Genomic DNA, 17,440 nt, shown 5'->3' with positions numbered 1-17,440 from the left:
CTTCACTTTCACGGTGATCTTGTGCGGACCGTGTGTGACGCGTCCGTCCCGTCGCTGCAACCAGTCGTCGTATCGGGCGGCGGATCAAATGGGTCCGAAACCACCGCCACCGGGTGTTTCGATCACGAACACGTCGCCCGGCCGCATATCGACCTTGGCGGTGGAGCCGAGCCGTTCGACACGGCCGTCTGCGCGCTCGACGGTCGCGGAGCCAAGTCCACCGCTTGCACCGCCCGCCACGCCGAACGGTGGGACGCGGCGGCGGTTGGCGAGGATGCAGGCGGTCATTTCCGCAAGGAACCGCACGCGCCGCGTCGCGCCGTCGCCGCCCTGGTGTGCGCCTGTCCCGCCCGAGCCGCGGCGGATCGAGAATTCCTCCAGCAACACGGGGAAGCGCGTTTCGAAGATTTCCGGGTCGGTGAGCCGGCTGTTGGTCATGTGCGTCTGGATCACGGACGCCCCGTCGAAGCCGGGGCTCGCACCTGCTCCTCCCGCAATAGTCTCGTAATATTGGTGCGTGTCGTTGCCGAAGGTGAAGTTGTTCATCGTCCCCTGGCTCGCGGCCATCGCGCCGAGCGCGCCGAATAGCGCGTCGGTGACGACCTGGCTCGTCTCGACGTTGCCGGCGACGATCGCAGCCGGATAGCGCGGATTGAGCATCGAGCCCTCGGGCACGCGGATCGTGACGCCGCGCAGGCAGCCGTCGTTAAGCGGGACGGCCTCGTCGATCAGCGCGCGGACGACGTAGAGCACGGCGGCACGGACGATCGAGACGGGGGCGTTGAAGTTGGTCGGGCGCTGCTCGCTGGTGCCCGCAAAGTCGACGACCATCGTCCCGGCTTCGCGATCGACTTGGACCGCCACGCGGACGACCGCGCCATCGTCCATTTCATAGGCGAACGCGCCGTCGTCGAGCGTTGCGATCAGGCGGCGGACCGCGGCGTCGGCATTGGCCTGGACGTGCTCCATATAAGCCGCGACGACGTCCGTGCCGTACTCGTTCGCTAGCCTTGTGAGACCAGTCGCGCCGCGTGTGCAGGCTGCTAACTGCGCGGCGAGATCGGCGATATTCTGGTCGATGTTGCGGGCGGGATAGGGATCGGTGGCGAAGACCGCGCGGAGTTCGGCTTCGAGGAAACGCCCTTCGTCGACCACCAGCACGTCGTCGAGCAGCACGCCTTCTTCCTCGACCGAGCGGCTTTCGGGCGGCATCGATCCAGGGGTGATTCCGCCGACGTCTGCGTGATGACCGCGAGCGGCTACGAAGAACGCGGGCGCATCACCGTCATCCGCGAAAACCGGCATGATGACGGTGATGTCGGGGAGGTGCGTGCCGCCACGATACGGCGCGTTGAGTGCGTAGGCGTCGCCGCGGCGGATACCGCGGCCGTCTGCGCCGCCGCCTCGCGCGTCGATGATCGTGCGGATGCTCTCGCCCATCGAGCCCAGATGGACCGGGATGTGTGGCGCGTTGGCGACGAGGTTGCCGTGCGCGTCGAACAGCGCGCAACTGAAGTCGAGACGTTCGCGGATGTTGACCGACGCGGCCGAGCGCTGGAGCGCGGCGCCCATTTCCTCGGCGATGCTCATGAACAGCCCGGCGAAGATTGCCAGCCGAACCGGGTCGGACTCGGTACCGATGCTGGCGCCGACGCGCGGGGCGGTGCGATCGAGGATCAGATTGCCGATCGGATCGACGCGCGCGCGCCAGCCGGGCTCGACGATGGTGGTCGAGACGCTGTCGAGGATGAGCGCGGGGCCATCGATGGCGTGTCCGGCGGGGAGGCCTTCGCGCGCCAGCACCGGCGTGTCGTGCCAAGCGCCGGCCATGTAGACGGGTGCGACCGACAGCGGCGCGGCCGGCTCTTCGGGGAACGCGACGAGCGCAGCGTCGATCGGCGGACTCTCGGCGATCGCCTCGGCGACGATCCGGTCGGCGATCAGCGGTGCTTCGCTGGCGAACCCGAACTGCGCGATGTGCGCGGCGTCGAACGCGGCGATCATCGCTGCCGGGTCGTCGAGATCGAGTTCGATGGTGTGGTCGGTCTGGCCTCGACGCAGATGTACGCGGCGTTCGATCCGAACGTCGTCCGCCATGACGCCCTGCGCCACCAAGGCGTCGCGCGCTGCTTCCGCCAGGCCGTCCAGCGCCTGCGTGATCTGGACATAGTCAGCGAACGCCGCGCCCGACGTCGCCTCTCGGAGAACCCGGCGATCGGCCAGTCCCATGCCGTACGCCGACAGCACGCCGGCCAGCGGATGGATCATCACCCGGTCCATCGCCAGCGCGTCGGCGACGAGGCACGCATGCTGCCCCCCGGCTCCACCGAAGCACGCCAGCGTATAACGCGTCACGTCATGCCCGCGCGCGACGGAGATCGTCCGGATCGCGTTCGCCATGTTCGCCACCGCGACCGCAACGAACCCTTCCGCCGCGACCTGCGGATCGAGCGGCAATTCCGCGAACCGGGCGGCCACCGCCTCGGCATCGAGCGGCTGGTCGCCTGCCGATCCGAACAGCGCCGGGAAGAATTCGGGGCGAACCTTACCGAGCATCACGTTGCAGTCTGTCACGGTCAGCGGCCCGCCGCGCCGATAACACGCAGGCCCCGGCACCGCGCCTGCGCTCTCGGGGCCGACGATCAACCGCTCGCCGTCGAACCGACAGATCGAGCCGCCGCCCGCCGCCACCGTGTGGATCCGCAGCATCGGCGCGCGGATGCGGGCGCCGGCGATCAGCGTCTCGGTGTCGCGTTCGTAGGTGCCGGCATAGTGCGAGACATCGGTCGAGGTGCCGCCCATGTCGAAGCCGATGATCTGTTCGAACCCGGCCTCGCGCGCGGTCGCGGCCATGCCGACGATGCCGCCCGCCGGCCCCGACAGGATCGCGTCCTTGCCGCGAAAGCTTGCGCCGTCGACCAGCCCGCCCGACGACTGCATGAACAGCGCGCCCTGCCCCAGCGCGTCGCTCAAGCCGGCGACATAGCGATCGACGACCGGCGATAGATACGCATCGACGACGGTCGTATCGCCGCGCCCGATCAGCTTGATCAGCGGCGCGACGCGGTGGCTGACCGAGATCTGCGTGAAGCCGATCTCGGTTGCGATTGCCGCCAGCGCCTCCTCGTGCGCCGTGAAGCGATAGCCGTGCATGAGGACGATCGCGACCGCGCGCAAACCGCTATCGAATGCAGCCTGCAAGCCCGCGCGCGCCGCATCCACGTCGAGCGGACGGAGCACATCGCCCTCCGCCCCGACCCGCTCGTCGATCTCAACGACATGCGCGAACAACGGCGGTGGCCGGTTCACGTCGCGCGCGAAAATATCGGCGCGCTCCTGGTGGCCGATCAGCAGCGCATCGCCGAACCCGCGCGTGATCGCGAGGCACGTCGGCTCGCCCTTGCGCTCGAGCAGCGCGTTGGTCGCGACTGTCGTGCCGATCCGCAGTTCGAGCGGCACGTCCGCCCCATCAGTCAGCCGCCGAATCGCCTCGACCGCGGCATCATCATAGCGTTCGGGATCCTCCGACAGCAGTTTGGCGGTGACGATCCGCCCGTCGGGCTGCCGCGCGACGACGTCGGTGAACGTGCCGCCGCGGTCGATCCAGAACTGCCATGTGGTCATCAGGTTACTCAGCCCAGAAATTGCGTCATCCGCGCCGCTGCCCCGGTCCACGCGACCCCGCGATCGCCGAGCCATGCATCGTCGTAATAGGTGCAGCCATAGCGGTCGCCACCGTCGCACAACAGCGTGACGATGCTGCCCGTCTCGCCCGCCGCCGCCATCTCCTCGACGATCTGCGCGCACGCCCAGAGGTTGGTCCCGGTCGAGCCGCCGACGCGCCGCCCGAGCCGGTCGGACAGCGCGCGCATCGCGCCGATGCTGTCGGCGTCCTCGACCGCGATCATCCGGTCGATGACGCTAGGCACGAAGCTCGGCTCGACGCGCGGCCGTCCGATCCCCTCGATCCGCGACGCGCATCCTTCCGGCAGCGCGGTGACCGAGCGATCCTCGAAATGCCGGTGGAACACCGAGTGCACCGGGTCCGCGACGCACAATTTCGTGTCGTGCCGGCAATAGCGGATGAAGCGCCCGATCGTTGCCGACGTGCCCCCCGTCCCTGCGCCGCAGACGATCCAGGACGGGCACGGATGCTCCTCCTCGGCCATCTGCGCGAAGATGCTCTCGGCGATGTTGTTGTTGCCGCGCCAGTCGGTCGCCCGCTCGGCATAGGTGAACTGGTCGAGATAATGCCCGCCGGTTTCGGCCGCGAGCCGGTGCGAGACCGCGTAGACGGTGCGCGGATCGTCGACCATGTGGATCTCGCCGCCGTGAAAGCGGATCGCGTCGAGCTTCGGCTTGGCGGTCGTCGCGGGCACTACCGCGATGAAGCGCAGCCCGAGCATTTTCGCGAAATACGCCTCCGACACCGCGGTGGATCCCGACGAGGATTCGATCACCGTCGTCTCCGGCCCGATCCATTCGTTGCACAGCGCATACAGGAACAGCGACCGCGCAAGCCGGTGCTTGAGGCTGCCGGTCGGATGCGAACTCTCGTCCTTCAAATACAGCACGATGCCGGGATACCGCGGCAAATCCACCCGAATGAGGTGCGTGTCGGCGGACCGGTTATAGTCCGCCTCGATCCGCCGCACCGCCTCCGACAACCAGCGCCGGTCGACGCGTTTCGTCACCCTTGCAGCCCGTGACGGACCAGCATCGCGGTCGGCTCAGGATCACGCCCACGGAACGCACGGAAGCTGTCCGCCGCGGGGCGGGTCGCACCCCGCGCAAGCACTTCCTCGCGGAACCGGTCGCCCGTCTTGCGATCGACCAGGCCAGCTTCCGCGAACGCCTCGAAGCCATCCGCTGCCAGCAATTCCGCGTAGAGATAGCTATAATAGCCCGACGCATAGCCGCCTGCGAAAATGTGGCTGAACGCGTGCGGGAAGCGGTGCCATGCGGGCGGGCGGATCACCGCCACCTCGTCGCGCACCGCCTCGATCACCTCGATCGGATCGCTGCCCATCGTGCCGAGATGCAGCAGCAGGTCGAACAACGCGAACTCGACCTGGCGCAGGATGAACATCCCCGCCTGGAAATGTCGCGCCTTCACCATCCGCTCGAACAGGTCGGCGGGGAGCTTCTCGCCGGTCTTGTAGTGGCCGGACATGCCGGTCAGCACGTCCTTGTCCCAGGCGAAATCCTCCATCAACTGGCTCGGCAGCTCGATCGCGTCCCATTCGAAGCCGTTGGTGCCGGCGATGCTCGGCCGGTTCACCTTGGTGAAGAGCAGGTGGATGCAGTGGCCGGTCTCGTGCAGCAGCGTCGTCACGTCGTTGTGGCTCAGCAGCGACGGCGTCTCGCCACCATCGGGCGCAAAGTTGCAGACGAGATACGCGACCGGCACCGTCACGGTATTGCCGTCGTGCAGCCGCGGCCGCGCCTGCGCCATCCACGCGCCGCCACGCTTGCCGGTACGCGCGTGCAGGTCGAGGTAGAGCCCCGCGAACACCGTCCCGCTCTCGTCCACCACGTCAAAGAACCGCGCGTCCTCGTGGTACAGCGACACGTCGTCGCGCTCGACGAGCTTGATGCCGAACAGGCGCTGCATGAGCGTCTGCCAGCCCTCCATCACGCGCTCGACCGGGAAATACGCCTTCACCACCTGCGCATCGACGGCATAGCGATCCTGCCGCAACCGGTTCGACACGAAGCCCGCATCCCAGGGCTCGAATTCGGCGATCCCGAGATGCTCGGCGGCGAACGTCTTCAGCTCGGCAAGGTCACGCTCCGCCGCCGGCTTCGCGCGGCGCGCCAGATCGCGCAGGAACGCGATCACCTCGGCGCCATTCGGCGCCATCTTGGTCTCCAGCGACCACGCGACCGGATCGGTGAAGCCGAGCAGCTTGGCGCCCTCGTGCCGCAGCTCGAGGATACGTGCGATCCGCGCGCTGTTGTCGAACTCGCCTGCGTTGGGCCCTTGGTCCGACGCGCGTGTCGCGAACGCGCGGTACATGCGGGCGCGGAGGTCGCGGTTCTCGGCAAACGTCAGCACCGCGTTGACGCTCGGCTGTTGCAGCGTGACCAGCCAGCCAGCCTGCCCCTTCGCCTTGGCGGCATCCGCGAACATCGCCTTGTCCGCGTCCGAAATCCCCGCGAGGTCCGCCTCGTCCGTCACCAGCTCCGACCACGCGTCGGTCGCGTCGAGCACCGCGCTGCCGAACTCGTTCGACAACCCCGACAGCTCGACCGAAATCTCGCTGAACCGGTCCCGTGCCTCTGGCTCCAGCGCCACGCCCGACAGCGTGAAGTCGCGGATCGCCTGCTCGACCGCGACCCGGTCCTCGGTCGCCAAGTCGGCAAATTCAGGCGACACGCTCAACGCGACGAACACCTCGTACAAATCGCGGTTCTGGCCGACCTTCATGTCGTTCTCGACGAGCCGCTTCTGCCCTTCCGAATAGGCCAAACGCAATTCGGGCGTGTCCGCGACGCCGTGCAGGTGCGAAACCGCCGACCAGATCGCCCCGATCTCGGTATTCGCGCGCTCGTACGGCAGCCACGCGCCGGCGAAATCGGTCGGCCGCGTGGTCGTCAGCGCCTCGACCATCGCCTCGTGCCGCGCGATCGCCTCGTCCAGCGCCGGCGCGATCTGGTCGGGCGAGAGCTCCGCGAAACGGGGCAGCGACAGCGTATCGAGAAGCGGGTTCGTCGGGGCAGTCATGGGAAATCCTTCAGCATTCGACGACGTTGACGGCCAGGCCACCAAGCGACGTCTCCTTATATTGCGAGCGCATGTCCTCACCGGTCTGGCGCATCGTCTCGATCACCGCATCGAGGCTGACGATATGGCGACCGTCGCCGCGCAGCGCCAGATAGGCGGCGTTGATCGCCTTGATCGCGCCCATCGTATTGCGCTCGATGCACGGGATCTGGACCAGCCCGCCGATCGGATCGCAGGTCAGGCCGAGATTGTGCTCCATGCCGATCTCGGCCGCATTCTCGATCTGCGCGTTGGTCCCGCCGAGCGCCGCGACCAGCGCGCCGGCCGCCATCGAACACGCCACGCCGACCTCGCCCTGGCACCCCATCTCCGCCGCCGAGATCGACGCCCGCTTCTTGTAGAGAAAACCGATCGCCGCCGCGGTCAGCAGGAAGTCGTGCGCGCCCTTCGCCGTCGGGTCCTTGGTGAAGGTCTCGTAGAAGCGCAGGACCGCCGGCAGCACGCCCGCCGCGCCGTTGGTCGGCGCGGTCACGACGCGGCCACCCGCAGCATTCTCCTCGTTCACCGCCAGCGCATACAGGCTCACCCATTCGAACACCGCGGACGGATCGGCGGCAGTATCGCGTGCCTGCAACCCCTCGAACAGCGCCTTCGCCCGTCGCGGCACCTTCAGCCCGCCCGGCAATATGCCGCCCTGCCGACACCCGCGATCGATCGACGCGAACATCGCACCGCGGACGGCATCGAGAAACGCATCGGTCTCGCTCTCAGGCCGCCACGCGATCTCGTTCTCGCGGACGATATCGGCGATCGTCATCCCCGTCGCGTCCCCGGTCGCGAGCAGTTCCGCCCCCGACGAGAACGGCCGCGGCAACAGGATGTTCGCCTTGACCGGCCCCGACCCCGCCTCGACGATCGCGCCGCCACCGATCGAGAAATAGGTCCGCTCGACACTGCGCCCGTCACCGAACGAGGCGGTAAACGTCACTGCATTCGGATGCCCCGGCAGGAAGGTCTTCGAATGAAACAGAAGGTGTTGGCTCTCCTCGAACCCGATCTCCACCCGCTCTGCCAGCATCAGCCGCCCGCTCGACCGGATCGCCGCCAGCCGTACCGGGATCAGGTCGGGATCGATCGTCTCGGGCTGCGCGCCACTCAAGCCGAGCATCACCGCACTGTCGGTCGCATGCCCGCGCCCGGTCAGCGCCAGCGATCCGTACAGATCGACGCGCACGGCCACCGGCTTCTCGTCCGCGACCAGATCGGCGAACAACCACGCCGCACGCATCGGCCCGACGGTATGCGAACTCGACGGCCCGATCCCGATCGTGAACAGGTCGAGGATGCTGATCGCCTGGTGGCAATCGGGGCGAGCGCGGGTCTGCTCGTCCGGGCGATCAAAGGTCAGCGGAGTCATGCATCGCCGTTACGAGACTATACCCCGCGCCGTCCATCCGAAGCTGACGCAGCGCCTATTCCCCCGCCCATTCCTTGAGCAGCGTATACGCGATCGCATAAGGCGGCGGCGCGACGAAAGGCCCCTCTTCCCCCCGCAGCACCGCGCGCACCATCTCCCGCGGCACCCACATCGCATCCTCGAGCTCGTTCACGTCGAGCGTGATCGCATCGTCCTCCGCCTCCGCAACGCAAGCCATCATCAACGAAGACGGAAACGGCCAGGGCTGGCTCGCGACATAGCGCACCTTGCCGACCCGAACGCCCGATTCCTCGAGGATCTCGCGCGCAACCGCCTCCTCGATCGACTCGGCCGGCTCGACGAAGCCGGCGAGTGCAGAATACCGCCCCGCCGGCCACCCCTTGCCGCGCCCCAGCAACGCCCGCCCGTCATGCTCGGCAATCATGATCACCACCGGATCGACGCGCGGGAAATGCTCGGTCCCGCAGTTCGGGCACTTCCGCGCCCACCCGGCGCGGAACATCTCGGTCGGCGATCCGCACTTCGCGCAGAACCCATGCCGGACATGCCAGTCGATCACACTGCGCGCGCCAGCGTACGTGGCCGCCTCTCCGGGTGCGAGCGCGGCCAGCACCGCCATCAGCGCGGGCGACCGCATCGCTGGCGCATTGTCGACGCGCATGCCCGCCAGCAGCGCCGCGAAATGCGGCCGCCCGCTCTCGTCGAGCCCAAGCAGGATCGGCTCGGCATCGTCGGGCATGTCCGCCATCGACGTCCAGGCGAGATGCCCGTCGTCGGTCGTGCCCGGCAACAGCCCATCGAGCACCAGCAACCGTGCACGCCAGTCGCGCTGCGCCGCCGCCAGCCCTTCGGGATCGTGCCGCAAAGCATCCGACCGGTCGAGCGTCCCACCGGTAAACCCAGGTGCCTCCATCACGCTCATCGGCGCAACCTCGCCGCATCCTGCAGCAGCGCCGCGACCACCTGTTGGCGGAGCGGGATCCGGTCCGCCGGGAAGTAATTGACCATCACGTTGCCGCGCGAATGCTTCGCCGGATCGACCCATGCGATCGTGCCCGCCGCACCACCCCAGGCATAGGTGCCCTTGCCCGGCCCGTTCGGCGTATCCGCGAGCACCACGGAACCGCCCGCGCCGAAGCCCATGTTGCTCCCCTGCGTTCCCCCGGTGCCGCCGCCAACTCCGCCGAACACGACGCCTGCCGGCAACAGGTTCGACGTCGCCAGCGCGATCGTCTCGGGCTTCATCACGCGCACGCCGTCGAGCATGCCGCCGTCCTGGATCATGTGCAGGAACCGATCGTAATCGCGCGCCGACATCACCAGCCCGGCGCCACCATAGGGAAAGCTCGGGCGCTGCAGGAACACCGACGTCGCCGCCGGATCGAGCGGCGTCCGCGTGTCGCCGACAAACGCATAGTTGGTCGCCAGCCGGCCGACCTCGCTCTGCGGCACCTGCCAGAAGCTCGACCGCATCTTGAGCGGCTCGAACAGCCGCGTCTGCACGAACCGCTCGAAGCTCATGCCGCTTGCGACCTCAATCACGCGGCCCATCACGTCGAGCCCAATCGAGTAGCTCCACTTCGTGCCCGGATCGGCGATCAGCGGCAGCGTCGCGACGCGGTTGGCGAATTCCTCGAGCGATTTCGGCCGAACGGGCCGCATCTTCTCTTCCATCGCCGCACTGACCGACAGCGGCAGAATCCCGAGCCGCTCATATTCCTTGAGCAGCGGCCCCTTGGTGACGATCGTGTAGCCGAGCCCGGCGGTATGCGTCAGCAGGTTGCGGATCGTGATAGGCCGCGTTGCCGGCCGCGCGGCGATCGACGTGTCGGGGCTGGTCGCGACCTTCATGTCCTTGAACGCGGGGATGTATTTGCTGACCGGATCGTCGAGGTTGAGCTTGCCGTCCTCGATCAGCATCATTGCCGACATGCCGGTGATCGGCTTGGACATCGAATAGACGCGCCACAGCGAATCGGGGCCTGCCGCCGGAGCATTCGGCTCGTCGCTGATCTTGCCCGCCGCCGGGAACAGCGTCGGACCATCACCAGCCCCGAACGCACCGACGATCCCCGGCATTTTGTTCTGCGCGACATAGCTGTCGAACAGCGCTGACGTGGCAGGCAGCAGCGCGTTGACCGGGATCGTCATCCGCGGCGTCGGCCGAGCCTGCGGTCTCATTTGCGGACGCGGTTGCGCCTGCTGGGCATAGGCCGTGGCGGCGGCCAGCGCGGCAAGTCCGCCCGTCGAAATCCAGTGCACCAGTTTCACGCAGCTCTCCGTATGGTCTTGCCGGCCTTGGCGAAAACGGTCGGGAGGCCGGCGGTATCCAGCTCGTCGATCGGCCACCATTCGCTTGCCGTTGGAACGCCGGGTTGATGCGCCTCGACCGTCGCCACCGCAAGCGTCAGTTGCAGATCGAAATGCGTAAATCCGTGTGCGACGGTGACGTCCAGCATCCGCCAGTCCGCCTGCGCCGGCGCGTCCTCGAAACCGGGGAGAGCATCACCCCAGGGCCCGGTCGGAAACGCGCGCATCCCGCCCAGCAAACCCTTGTCCGGACGCCGCACCAGCAGCACCTGCCCGTCGCGCTCCAGCCAGAAGATCGTCCCGTACCGCTGAGGCTTGGCCGCCTTCTTCGCCTTCACCGGCAACCGCTCCGGCGCGCCCTGCTTGAGGCCTTCGCAAAACGCGCGGATCGGACACAGCAGGCACTTCGGCGCGCGCGACGTGCAGGTCCCCGACCCCAGATCCATCATCGCCTGCGCAAAATCGCCCGCCCGAGCATCCGGCGTAATCGAATCCCCCGCCAATCGGATCGCAGGCCGCGCCGCCGGCAAGGGAGTCTCGATCGCAAACAGCCGCGCGACCACCCGCTCGACATTCGCATCGACCACCACCGCCCGCTCGCCAAACGCGATCGCCGCCACCGCCGCCGCGGTATACGCACCCAGCCCCGGCAGCGCGCGCAGCTCCACCTCGGTCCGCGGAAACACGCCGCCATGCTCGGCGACCACGGCCTTCGCCGCCTTCACCAGATTGCGCGCTCGTGCATAATAGCCAAGCCCCGCCCAAGCCGCCATCACATCGGCGTCGTCCGCCGCCGCCAGACTCGCGAAATCCGGCCACCGCGCGGTCCACGCGAGGAACCGCGGCGTCACCGCGGCCACCGTCGTCTGCTGCAACATCACCTCGGACAGCCACACCCGGTACGGATCGACCGCCTCGCCCGGCTTCGCGCGCCACGGCAGGTCGCGACGATGCGCGTCATACCAGTCGAGCAGGGCCCCGGAGACCGAAGAGCGCTTGGCGTTCACGCGTCGCCTATGGCATGGGTTCGCAGATGAGCAAGCCGCCCGTTTCTGTGCCTAAATCTGCGACGCCCAAGCCGGCGACGAAGCGCATTAAAGGCAGGACCGATCCCGACGCCCCGCGAGAGAACCGCTCGCGCGCGGTCGCCGAGCTGTTGCCCGCGATCGGCGGCGCGGCATTCCGGCGATTCGGCTTCGTCCAGTCCTCGATCGTCAGCCGCTGGCCCGAGATCGTCGGCGCCAAACTGGCGGGCGCGAGCATCCCCGAATCGATCCGCTTCCCGGTCGGCAAGAAGCAGGACGGCGTCCTCACGCTTACCGTCCGCGGCGCGCACGCCCCGATGATGCAGCACATCGCACCCGAGATCATCGAGCGCGTGAACCGCTTCTTCGGCTATGCCGCGATCGTGAAGGTCGCGATCCGCCAGGGCGAGGTCGCCGCCCCCGTCCCGCGCAAAGCGCCGCCTTCGATCCGCCCGGTCCCCGTCGATCTCGGTATGAGCCTGAAGGGCATCGCCGATCCGGAACTGCGCGCCGTTCTCGAATCCCTCGCCGCCGGCGTCGCCTCGACGCACGGCTTTCCCAGGATCAACTGATGCGCGTCCTCCTTGCCGTCTTCGCCCTCTTCCTGCTGACCGGCGCCGCCCCCAAGCGCGACTGGTCGCAAACCGCGCGCATTCTCCCCTCGGGCGCCTACCTGATCGGCAACCCCGCCGCGCGTGTGAAGCTCGTCGAATACGCCAGCTACACCTGCTCGCACTGCGCCGACTTCTCGGTAAAGTCCGAACCCGTGCTCAAGCGCCAGATGATCGCGTCGGGCTCGACCAGCCTCGAAGTCCGCAGCTTCATCCGCGACCGGCTCGATCTGGCCGCGGCGATCCTCGCCCGCTGCACCGGCCCGAAAGGCTTCTCCGCCACCTCGTCCGCGATCTTCGCCGCGCAACCGCAATGGCTCGAGCGCGGGATCGAATACCAGCAGGGCAACGCCGCGCGCCTGAACATGTACCCCGCCGCCGCCCAGATCCGCGCCAACGCAGACGGCTCCGGCCTGACCGCGTTCGTCAAGGCACGCGGGCTGTCGGACGCCGCGATAAACGCGTGCTTCGCCAACCAGCCCGAGATCGACCGCATCGTCAAACTGACCGCCGACGCGCCGAAGGAGATCGACTCCACGCCGACCTTCTACCTCAACGGCAGACTCGTCCCGCATGTCGGCTGGGAACAGCTCGAACCCGCGCTCCGCAAGGCCGGCGCCCGTTAATTCACGTGATCCACTGGAGTAACCCGATGAAGTTCCTGACCACGCTTGCCGTCCTGCCGCTCGCGCTCGCCGCCTGCTCGAAGAACGATTCGACCGGTAATGTCGATGCGCCCGCCGCCGCGCCGGTAGCAGCCGCCGCAGCCCCCGCCGGCCAGAACTGGACCGAGACGGTCGTGAAGACCCCCGAGGGTTACCTGATGGGCAACCCGAACGCACCGATCAAGCTCGTCGAATACGGCGCGCGCTCGTGCCCGACCTGTGGCGCGTTCGGTCGCGAAGCGTACAAGCCACTGACCGAGAAGTACGTCTCGACCGGGAAAGTCAGCTTCGAATTTCGCGACTTCCTCGTCCACGGCGCACCCGACGTGGCGCTGACGCTGCTCGGCCAGTGTGGCGGCGTGGCGCCGTTCTTCCCGATCCTCGAGCAGATGTACGGCAACCAGATCGCCTTCCTCGACAAGCTCCAGGCGATGACCCCCGACCAGCAGAAGGCGCTCGCCAACCAGCCGCCGACGGTCGTCGCGACCAAGCTCGCCGAGCAGATGGGCGCGATCGATTTCGTCAAGCAGCGCGGGATCCCGGAAGCGAAGGCACGTGCCTGCCTCGCGGATCAGGAGCAGCTCGAAGTGATGGCCAAGCCGACCGAGAACGCGATGCAGGCCGGGACGGTCACGGGCACGCCCACGTTCCTGATCAACGACAAGAAGCTCGATCAGGTCGTGAGCTGGGACCAGATGGAGAAGGCTCTGAAGGCCGCTGGGGCGTAAGCTTCGCCGTCAAACGCTGCACTAGCTCTGCTTAGGACGAAGGCTCACTCCACTGCCGTTCGTCCTGAGTAGCCGTCGAGTAGCTGCAACGCAGCGTATCGAGACGGCGTATCGAAGGACAGGTTGGCGGGCGGAACCCTGCTTCGATACGAGCCCTCGATACGCTCCTGACGGAGCTACTCGGTCTCTACTCAGCACGAACGGATGAGGTAAGGCGAGGCGCGAAACACTCAGTCGTCGGGGGGGCGCAAGAAATGCAGATCAAGCGCCTCCGCATCACCGGCTTCAAGAGCTTCGTCGACCCAGCCGACCTCCGCATCGAACCCGGCCTGACCGGCGTCGTCGGCCCCAACGGCTGCGGTAAATCCAACCTCCTCGAAGCGCTCCGCTGGACGATGGGCGAGGCCAGCGCCAAGTCCCTGCGCGGCGCCGGCATGGAAGACGTCATCTTCGCCGGCACCGCAACCCGCCCCCCACGCGACTTCGCCGAAGTCTCGATCCTCGCCGAGATCGCCGGCGACGAGCGCGAGATCGTCCGCCGGATCGAGCGCGGCGCCGGCTCCGCCTACCGGATCGATGGCCGCGACGTCCGCGCAAAGGACGTCGGCCTGCTCTTCGCCGACGCCGCGACCGGCGCGCACTCCCCCGCGCTCGTCAGCCAGGGCAAGATCGGCGCGGTCATCGCCGCCAAACCCGCTGATCGCCGCGCCATGCTGGAGGAAGCCGCCGGGATCGCCGGCCTCCACGTCCGGCGGAAGGACGCCGAGGGGAAACTCCGCGCCACCGAAGCCAATCTCGCCAAGCTCGACGAGATCATCTCCGACCAGGACGCGCGCGCCACCACGCTGAAGCGCCAGGCCCGCGCCGCCGAACGCTACCGCCTCATCTCCGCGCAGATCCGAGTCGCCGAGGCACGCACGCTCTTCGCCCGCTGGCGCGAAGCCGCCACCGCAGCCGATGCCGCCAAAGCCGAAGCCAGCGCCGCAGAAACCCGCGTCCACGCCACCGCCGAAGCCGAACGCGCAGCCGCCGCAGACCAGCACCGCGCGATCGAAGCCGTCTCAACCGCGCGCACAGCAGCGCTCGCCGCGCGCGACCTGGTCGGCGATCTCGCCCACCGCCTCGCCGCGCTCAAGACCGAGAAGGCCAGCGTCGAGCGCAGGATCGCCGACCTCACCGACGCCCGCGCCCGGATCGCCGACGACCGCGCCCGCGAAGGATCGCTCGCCAGCGACGCCGCCGCCGCGCTCGCCCGCCTCGCCGACGAGGCCAAGACGCTCGACACCGCGATCGCCAACGCCACCGCCGCGATCCCCGATCTCGACGCAGCACTGGCCGAAACCGAACGCAGCGCCCGCGACGCCGAAGTCTCCCTCGCCCAGGCGCTCGCCACGCAAGCCCGCGACGCCGCCGAAGTCCGCGTCGCCAGCGCAGCCCTCGCCGCCGCCCGCACCCGCGCCGACCGCGCCGATCGTGACGCTGCGCAGATCGCCGCCGCCCTCCGCGCCCTCGGCGACCCCGTTCCGCTAGCCGCAGAGCGCGAAACCGCCGCCGAAGCCCGACGCGCCGCGACCGCCGCCGCCGAGTCCGCTCGCCAGGCCATCACCCAGGCAGACACCGACGAAGCCGCCGCGACCAGCGCGCGAGACGCCGCCGAAACCGCTCGCGCCACCGCCCGCGCAGACCTCGCCGCGATCGACAGCGAAGTGACCGCACTCACCAAGGCAACGCAGCGCAGCGGTCGCGACCGGCTGCTCGACCATGTCTCGGCCAGCACCGGCTACGAACGCGCACTCGCCGCAGCACTCGGCGACGATCTCGACACCGGCCTCGATGCATGGGCCGGCGCCAAGCCTCGCGAAGACGACCCCGCCCCGCCCGCCGACGCCGAACCGCTGGCAAAGCATGTCGACGCGCCCCCCGCCCTCGCCCGCCGGCTCGCGCAGGTCTTCGTCGTCGACACCGATGGCCAGCAACACCTCGCCGTCGGCCAGCGCATCGTCACCCGGGACGGCCAGCTCCGCCGCTGGGACGGCTTCACCGCAACCGGCACCGGCGCGGCCGCCGCCGAACGCCTCGTCCGCCGCAACCGCCTCGCCGCGCTCCAGGCCGCCCGCCCCGCCGCAGCCAAAGCGCTGGACGACGCCGAACGAACCCGCGCCGCGATCGACGAGCGGGTCGCCCGAGCTAGAGGCCAGTCGCAAACCGCCCGCGCCGCCCTGCAACGCGCTGAAACCGACACGCGCGACGCCCTCCGTCAAGAAGACCGCGCCGCCGCCGCGCTCGAACGCCTCGCCACCCAGCGCGCCGACCTCGACGTCCGCGCGCACCGCATCGCCGACGACGTCGCCGACGCGCACGCCGACCGCACCCGCGCCGAAGCCGCGATGGCCGCCGTCCCCGACGGCACCGCCAACGCGGGTCAGGTCGCCGCGCTCCAATACGACGCGGAACGTGCCCGCGCCGCCGTCGCGCAGGCCCGCGCCGATCGCACCACGCTCGACCGCAGCATCGCCACCCACCGCGAACGCCTGTCTGCGGCGCAAGCCGACACCCGAAGCTGGCGCGCGCGCGCCGGTGAAGCCGCCAAACGCATCGCCGCCATGGACTCGCGCGAAACCACGCTCGCCACCGACCTCGCCGCGATCGCCGCTCGCCCTGCCGCGCTCGACGCTGAAATCGAGACGCTCGACGCCGAACACCAGGAAGCGCGCACAACCGCCGACGCGCTCCTCGCCACCGAACGCACCGCGGAGACCGCCGCCCGCACCGCCGACGACGCCCACCGCGCCGCCACCGAAGCGCTCGCCGTCGCCCGCGAAGCCCGTGCCGGCGCGATCGCCCGCGTCGAAAACCACGAAGCGCGCCGCCTCGATCTCGGCCGCCTCTCGGGCGAGCGCTTCCAATGCCCCGCCCCTGTCCTCCCCGAACGCCTCGGCTTCGCGGTCGCCGACGTCCGCGCGCCAACCGAAGAGTCCGCCACGCACGACCGCCTCACCACCGACCGCGAACGCATCGGCCCGGTCAACCTCGTCGCCGAAACCGAACTCGCCGAACTCGAAGAGTCCGCGCGCGGCAACGCGGTCGAGCGCAACGAACTCGGCCAAGCCGTCAACCGCCTGCGCGGCTCGATCGGCACGCTCAACCGCGAAGGCCGCCAGCGCCTGCTCGCCGCGTTCGAGGCGGTCAACGGCCATTTCCAGCGCCTCTTCACCACGCTCTTCGACGGCGGCGCCGCGCACTTGGAACTGATAGACTCCGACGACCCGCTCGAAGCCGGCCTCGAGATCATGGCGCAACCACCCGGCAAACGCCTCCAGTCGCTCACCCTCCTGTCGGGCGGCGAACAGGCGCTGACCGCGGTCGCGCTGATCTTCGGCCTTTTCCTGACCAACCCCGCGCCGATCTGCGTCCTCGACGAGGTCGATGCCCCGCTCGACGACGCCAATATCGAGCGCTTCTGCGATCTGCTCGACCGCATGTCGCGCGACACCGTCACGCGCTACCTCGTCGTCACGCACAACGCCGTCACGATGAGCCGCATGCACCGCCTGTTCGGCGTGACGATGATCGAACGCGGCGTCAGCCGGCTGGTCTCGGTCGACTTGCAAGCCGCGACCGGACTCATTGCAACCGCGTAGGGAGACAATCCCCGTGCGCGACGTTGACCCTCGATGTTCCTCGACGAATCCAGCATTTGGCCGCGCAAGGAGGACCTGCCCCCCCGCAAGCCCGTGTATCGGCACGAGAAGGCGCTCACCCGCCTGATCTTCGTCTATCTCTTCCTGTTGCTGCTCCTCCCCGTGAGCCTCGGCGGCATGGTCGACCTGGTCCGCTATCTGTTCGGCTGACTTTCGGGTGTCCTACACAACCCGATCCTGCCACCGTCGTGAGTCCGCAATCGTCCACGTCAGGGCCTAAGTGCAGACATCGGCA

At 68.7% G+C, this 17,440-nt stretch carries 12 protein-coding genes; 5 read left to right on the top strand and 7 right to left on the bottom strand.

The genetic code is table 11. The features are described 5' to 3' along the window. Positions 1–84: 84 nt before the first annotated feature. From C8J25_RS01095 to C8J25_RS01065, 7 genes are read right to left on the bottom strand one after another with little or no spacing between them, the layout of a single operon-like run. Entirely contained in the window at positions 85–3,624 is a 3,540-nt protein-coding gene (locus tag C8J25_RS01095; RefSeq protein WP_107951911.1) for a hydantoinase B/oxoprolinase family protein, read from the bottom strand. Positions 3,625–3,632: 8 nt separating this feature from the next. Beyond that, entirely contained in the window at positions 3,633–4,694 is a 1,062-nt protein-coding gene (locus tag C8J25_RS01090) for a PLP-dependent cysteine synthase family protein (RefSeq protein WP_107951910.1), read from the bottom strand. After that, positions 4,691–6,727 carry a M3 family metallopeptidase gene (locus C8J25_RS01085; RefSeq protein WP_107951909.1) on the bottom strand — a complete coding sequence of 679 codons (2,037 nt, stop codon included), beginning with the start codon at positions 6,725–6,727 and terminating at the stop codon, positions 4,691–4,693. The genes C8J25_RS01090 and C8J25_RS01085 overlap by 4 nt, the downstream gene beginning before the upstream one ends. Before the next feature lie 10 nt (positions 6,728–6,737). After that, positions 6,738–8,144, bottom strand: coding sequence for an L-serine ammonia-lyase (locus C8J25_RS01080; protein ID WP_107951908.1), 1,407 nt, complete (start codon positions 8,142–8,144; stop codon positions 6,738–6,740). 55 nt (positions 8,145–8,199) lie between these two features. Next, positions 8,200–9,078: an NAD(+) diphosphatase gene (gene nudC / locus C8J25_RS01075; protein WP_107952538.1), complete on the bottom strand. Its 879-nt coding sequence runs from the start codon at positions 9,076–9,078 to the stop codon at positions 8,200–8,202. Between the two features lie 5 nt (positions 9,079–9,083). Next, positions 9,084–10,436: a serine hydrolase domain-containing protein gene (locus C8J25_RS01070; protein WP_425275433.1), complete on the bottom strand. Its 1,353-nt coding sequence runs from the start codon at positions 10,434–10,436 to the stop codon at positions 9,084–9,086. Next, positions 10,433–11,482 carry an A/G-specific adenine glycosylase gene (locus tag C8J25_RS01065; protein WP_425275432.1) on the bottom strand — a complete coding sequence of 350 codons (1,050 nt, stop codon included), beginning with the start codon at positions 11,480–11,482 and terminating at the stop codon, positions 10,433–10,435. Before C8J25_RS01065 ends, C8J25_RS01070 begins: the two co-directional genes overlap by 4 nt. A gap of 26 nt (positions 11,483–11,508) precedes the next feature. On the opposite strand from C8J25_RS01065, the gene C8J25_RS01060 reads away from it, so the two are divergent. The 5 genes from C8J25_RS01060 to C8J25_RS20575 all read left to right on the top strand — a co-directional run bounded on the left by C8J25_RS01060 (position 11,509) and on the right by C8J25_RS20575 (position 17,355). Further along, positions 11,509–12,072: a DUF721 domain-containing protein gene (locus tag C8J25_RS01060; protein ID WP_107952531.1), complete on the top strand. Its 564-nt coding sequence runs from the start codon at positions 11,509–11,511 to the stop codon at positions 12,070–12,072. After that, on the top strand, positions 12,072–12,737 hold the full coding sequence (locus tag C8J25_RS01055) for a thioredoxin domain-containing protein (protein ID WP_107951907.1): 666 nt from the start codon (positions 12,072–12,074) through the stop codon (positions 12,735–12,737). The genes C8J25_RS01060 and C8J25_RS01055 overlap by 1 nt, the downstream gene beginning before the upstream one ends. Positions 12,738–12,763: 26 nt before the next feature. Further along, the gene (locus C8J25_RS01050) at positions 12,764–13,504 is read left to right on the top strand and encodes a thioredoxin domain-containing protein (protein ID WP_107951906.1); all 741 of its coding nucleotides are present in this window, start codon (positions 12,764–12,766) and stop codon (positions 13,502–13,504) included. Positions 13,505–13,758: 254 nt separating this feature from the next. Beyond that, the gene (locus tag C8J25_RS01045) at positions 13,759–17,145 is read left to right on the top strand and encodes a chromosome segregation SMC family protein (protein ID WP_107951905.1); all 3,387 of its coding nucleotides are present in this window, start codon (positions 13,759–13,761) and stop codon (positions 17,143–17,145) included. Positions 17,146–17,178: 33 nt separating this feature from the next. Then, positions 17,179–17,355, top strand: coding sequence for a hypothetical protein (locus C8J25_RS20575; protein WP_167397633.1), 177 nt, complete (start codon positions 17,179–17,181; stop codon positions 17,353–17,355). The last annotated feature ends 85 nt before the right edge of the window (positions 17,356–17,440 follow it).

The organism is Sphingomonas faeni, assembly GCF_003053745.1.
Lineage (GTDB): Bacteria > Pseudomonadota > Alphaproteobacteria > Sphingomonadales > Sphingomonadaceae > Sphingomonas > Sphingomonas faeni.
The sequence above is the reverse complement of the archived record's forward strand: the minus strand, read 5'-3'. Positions and strand labels throughout refer to the sequence as shown.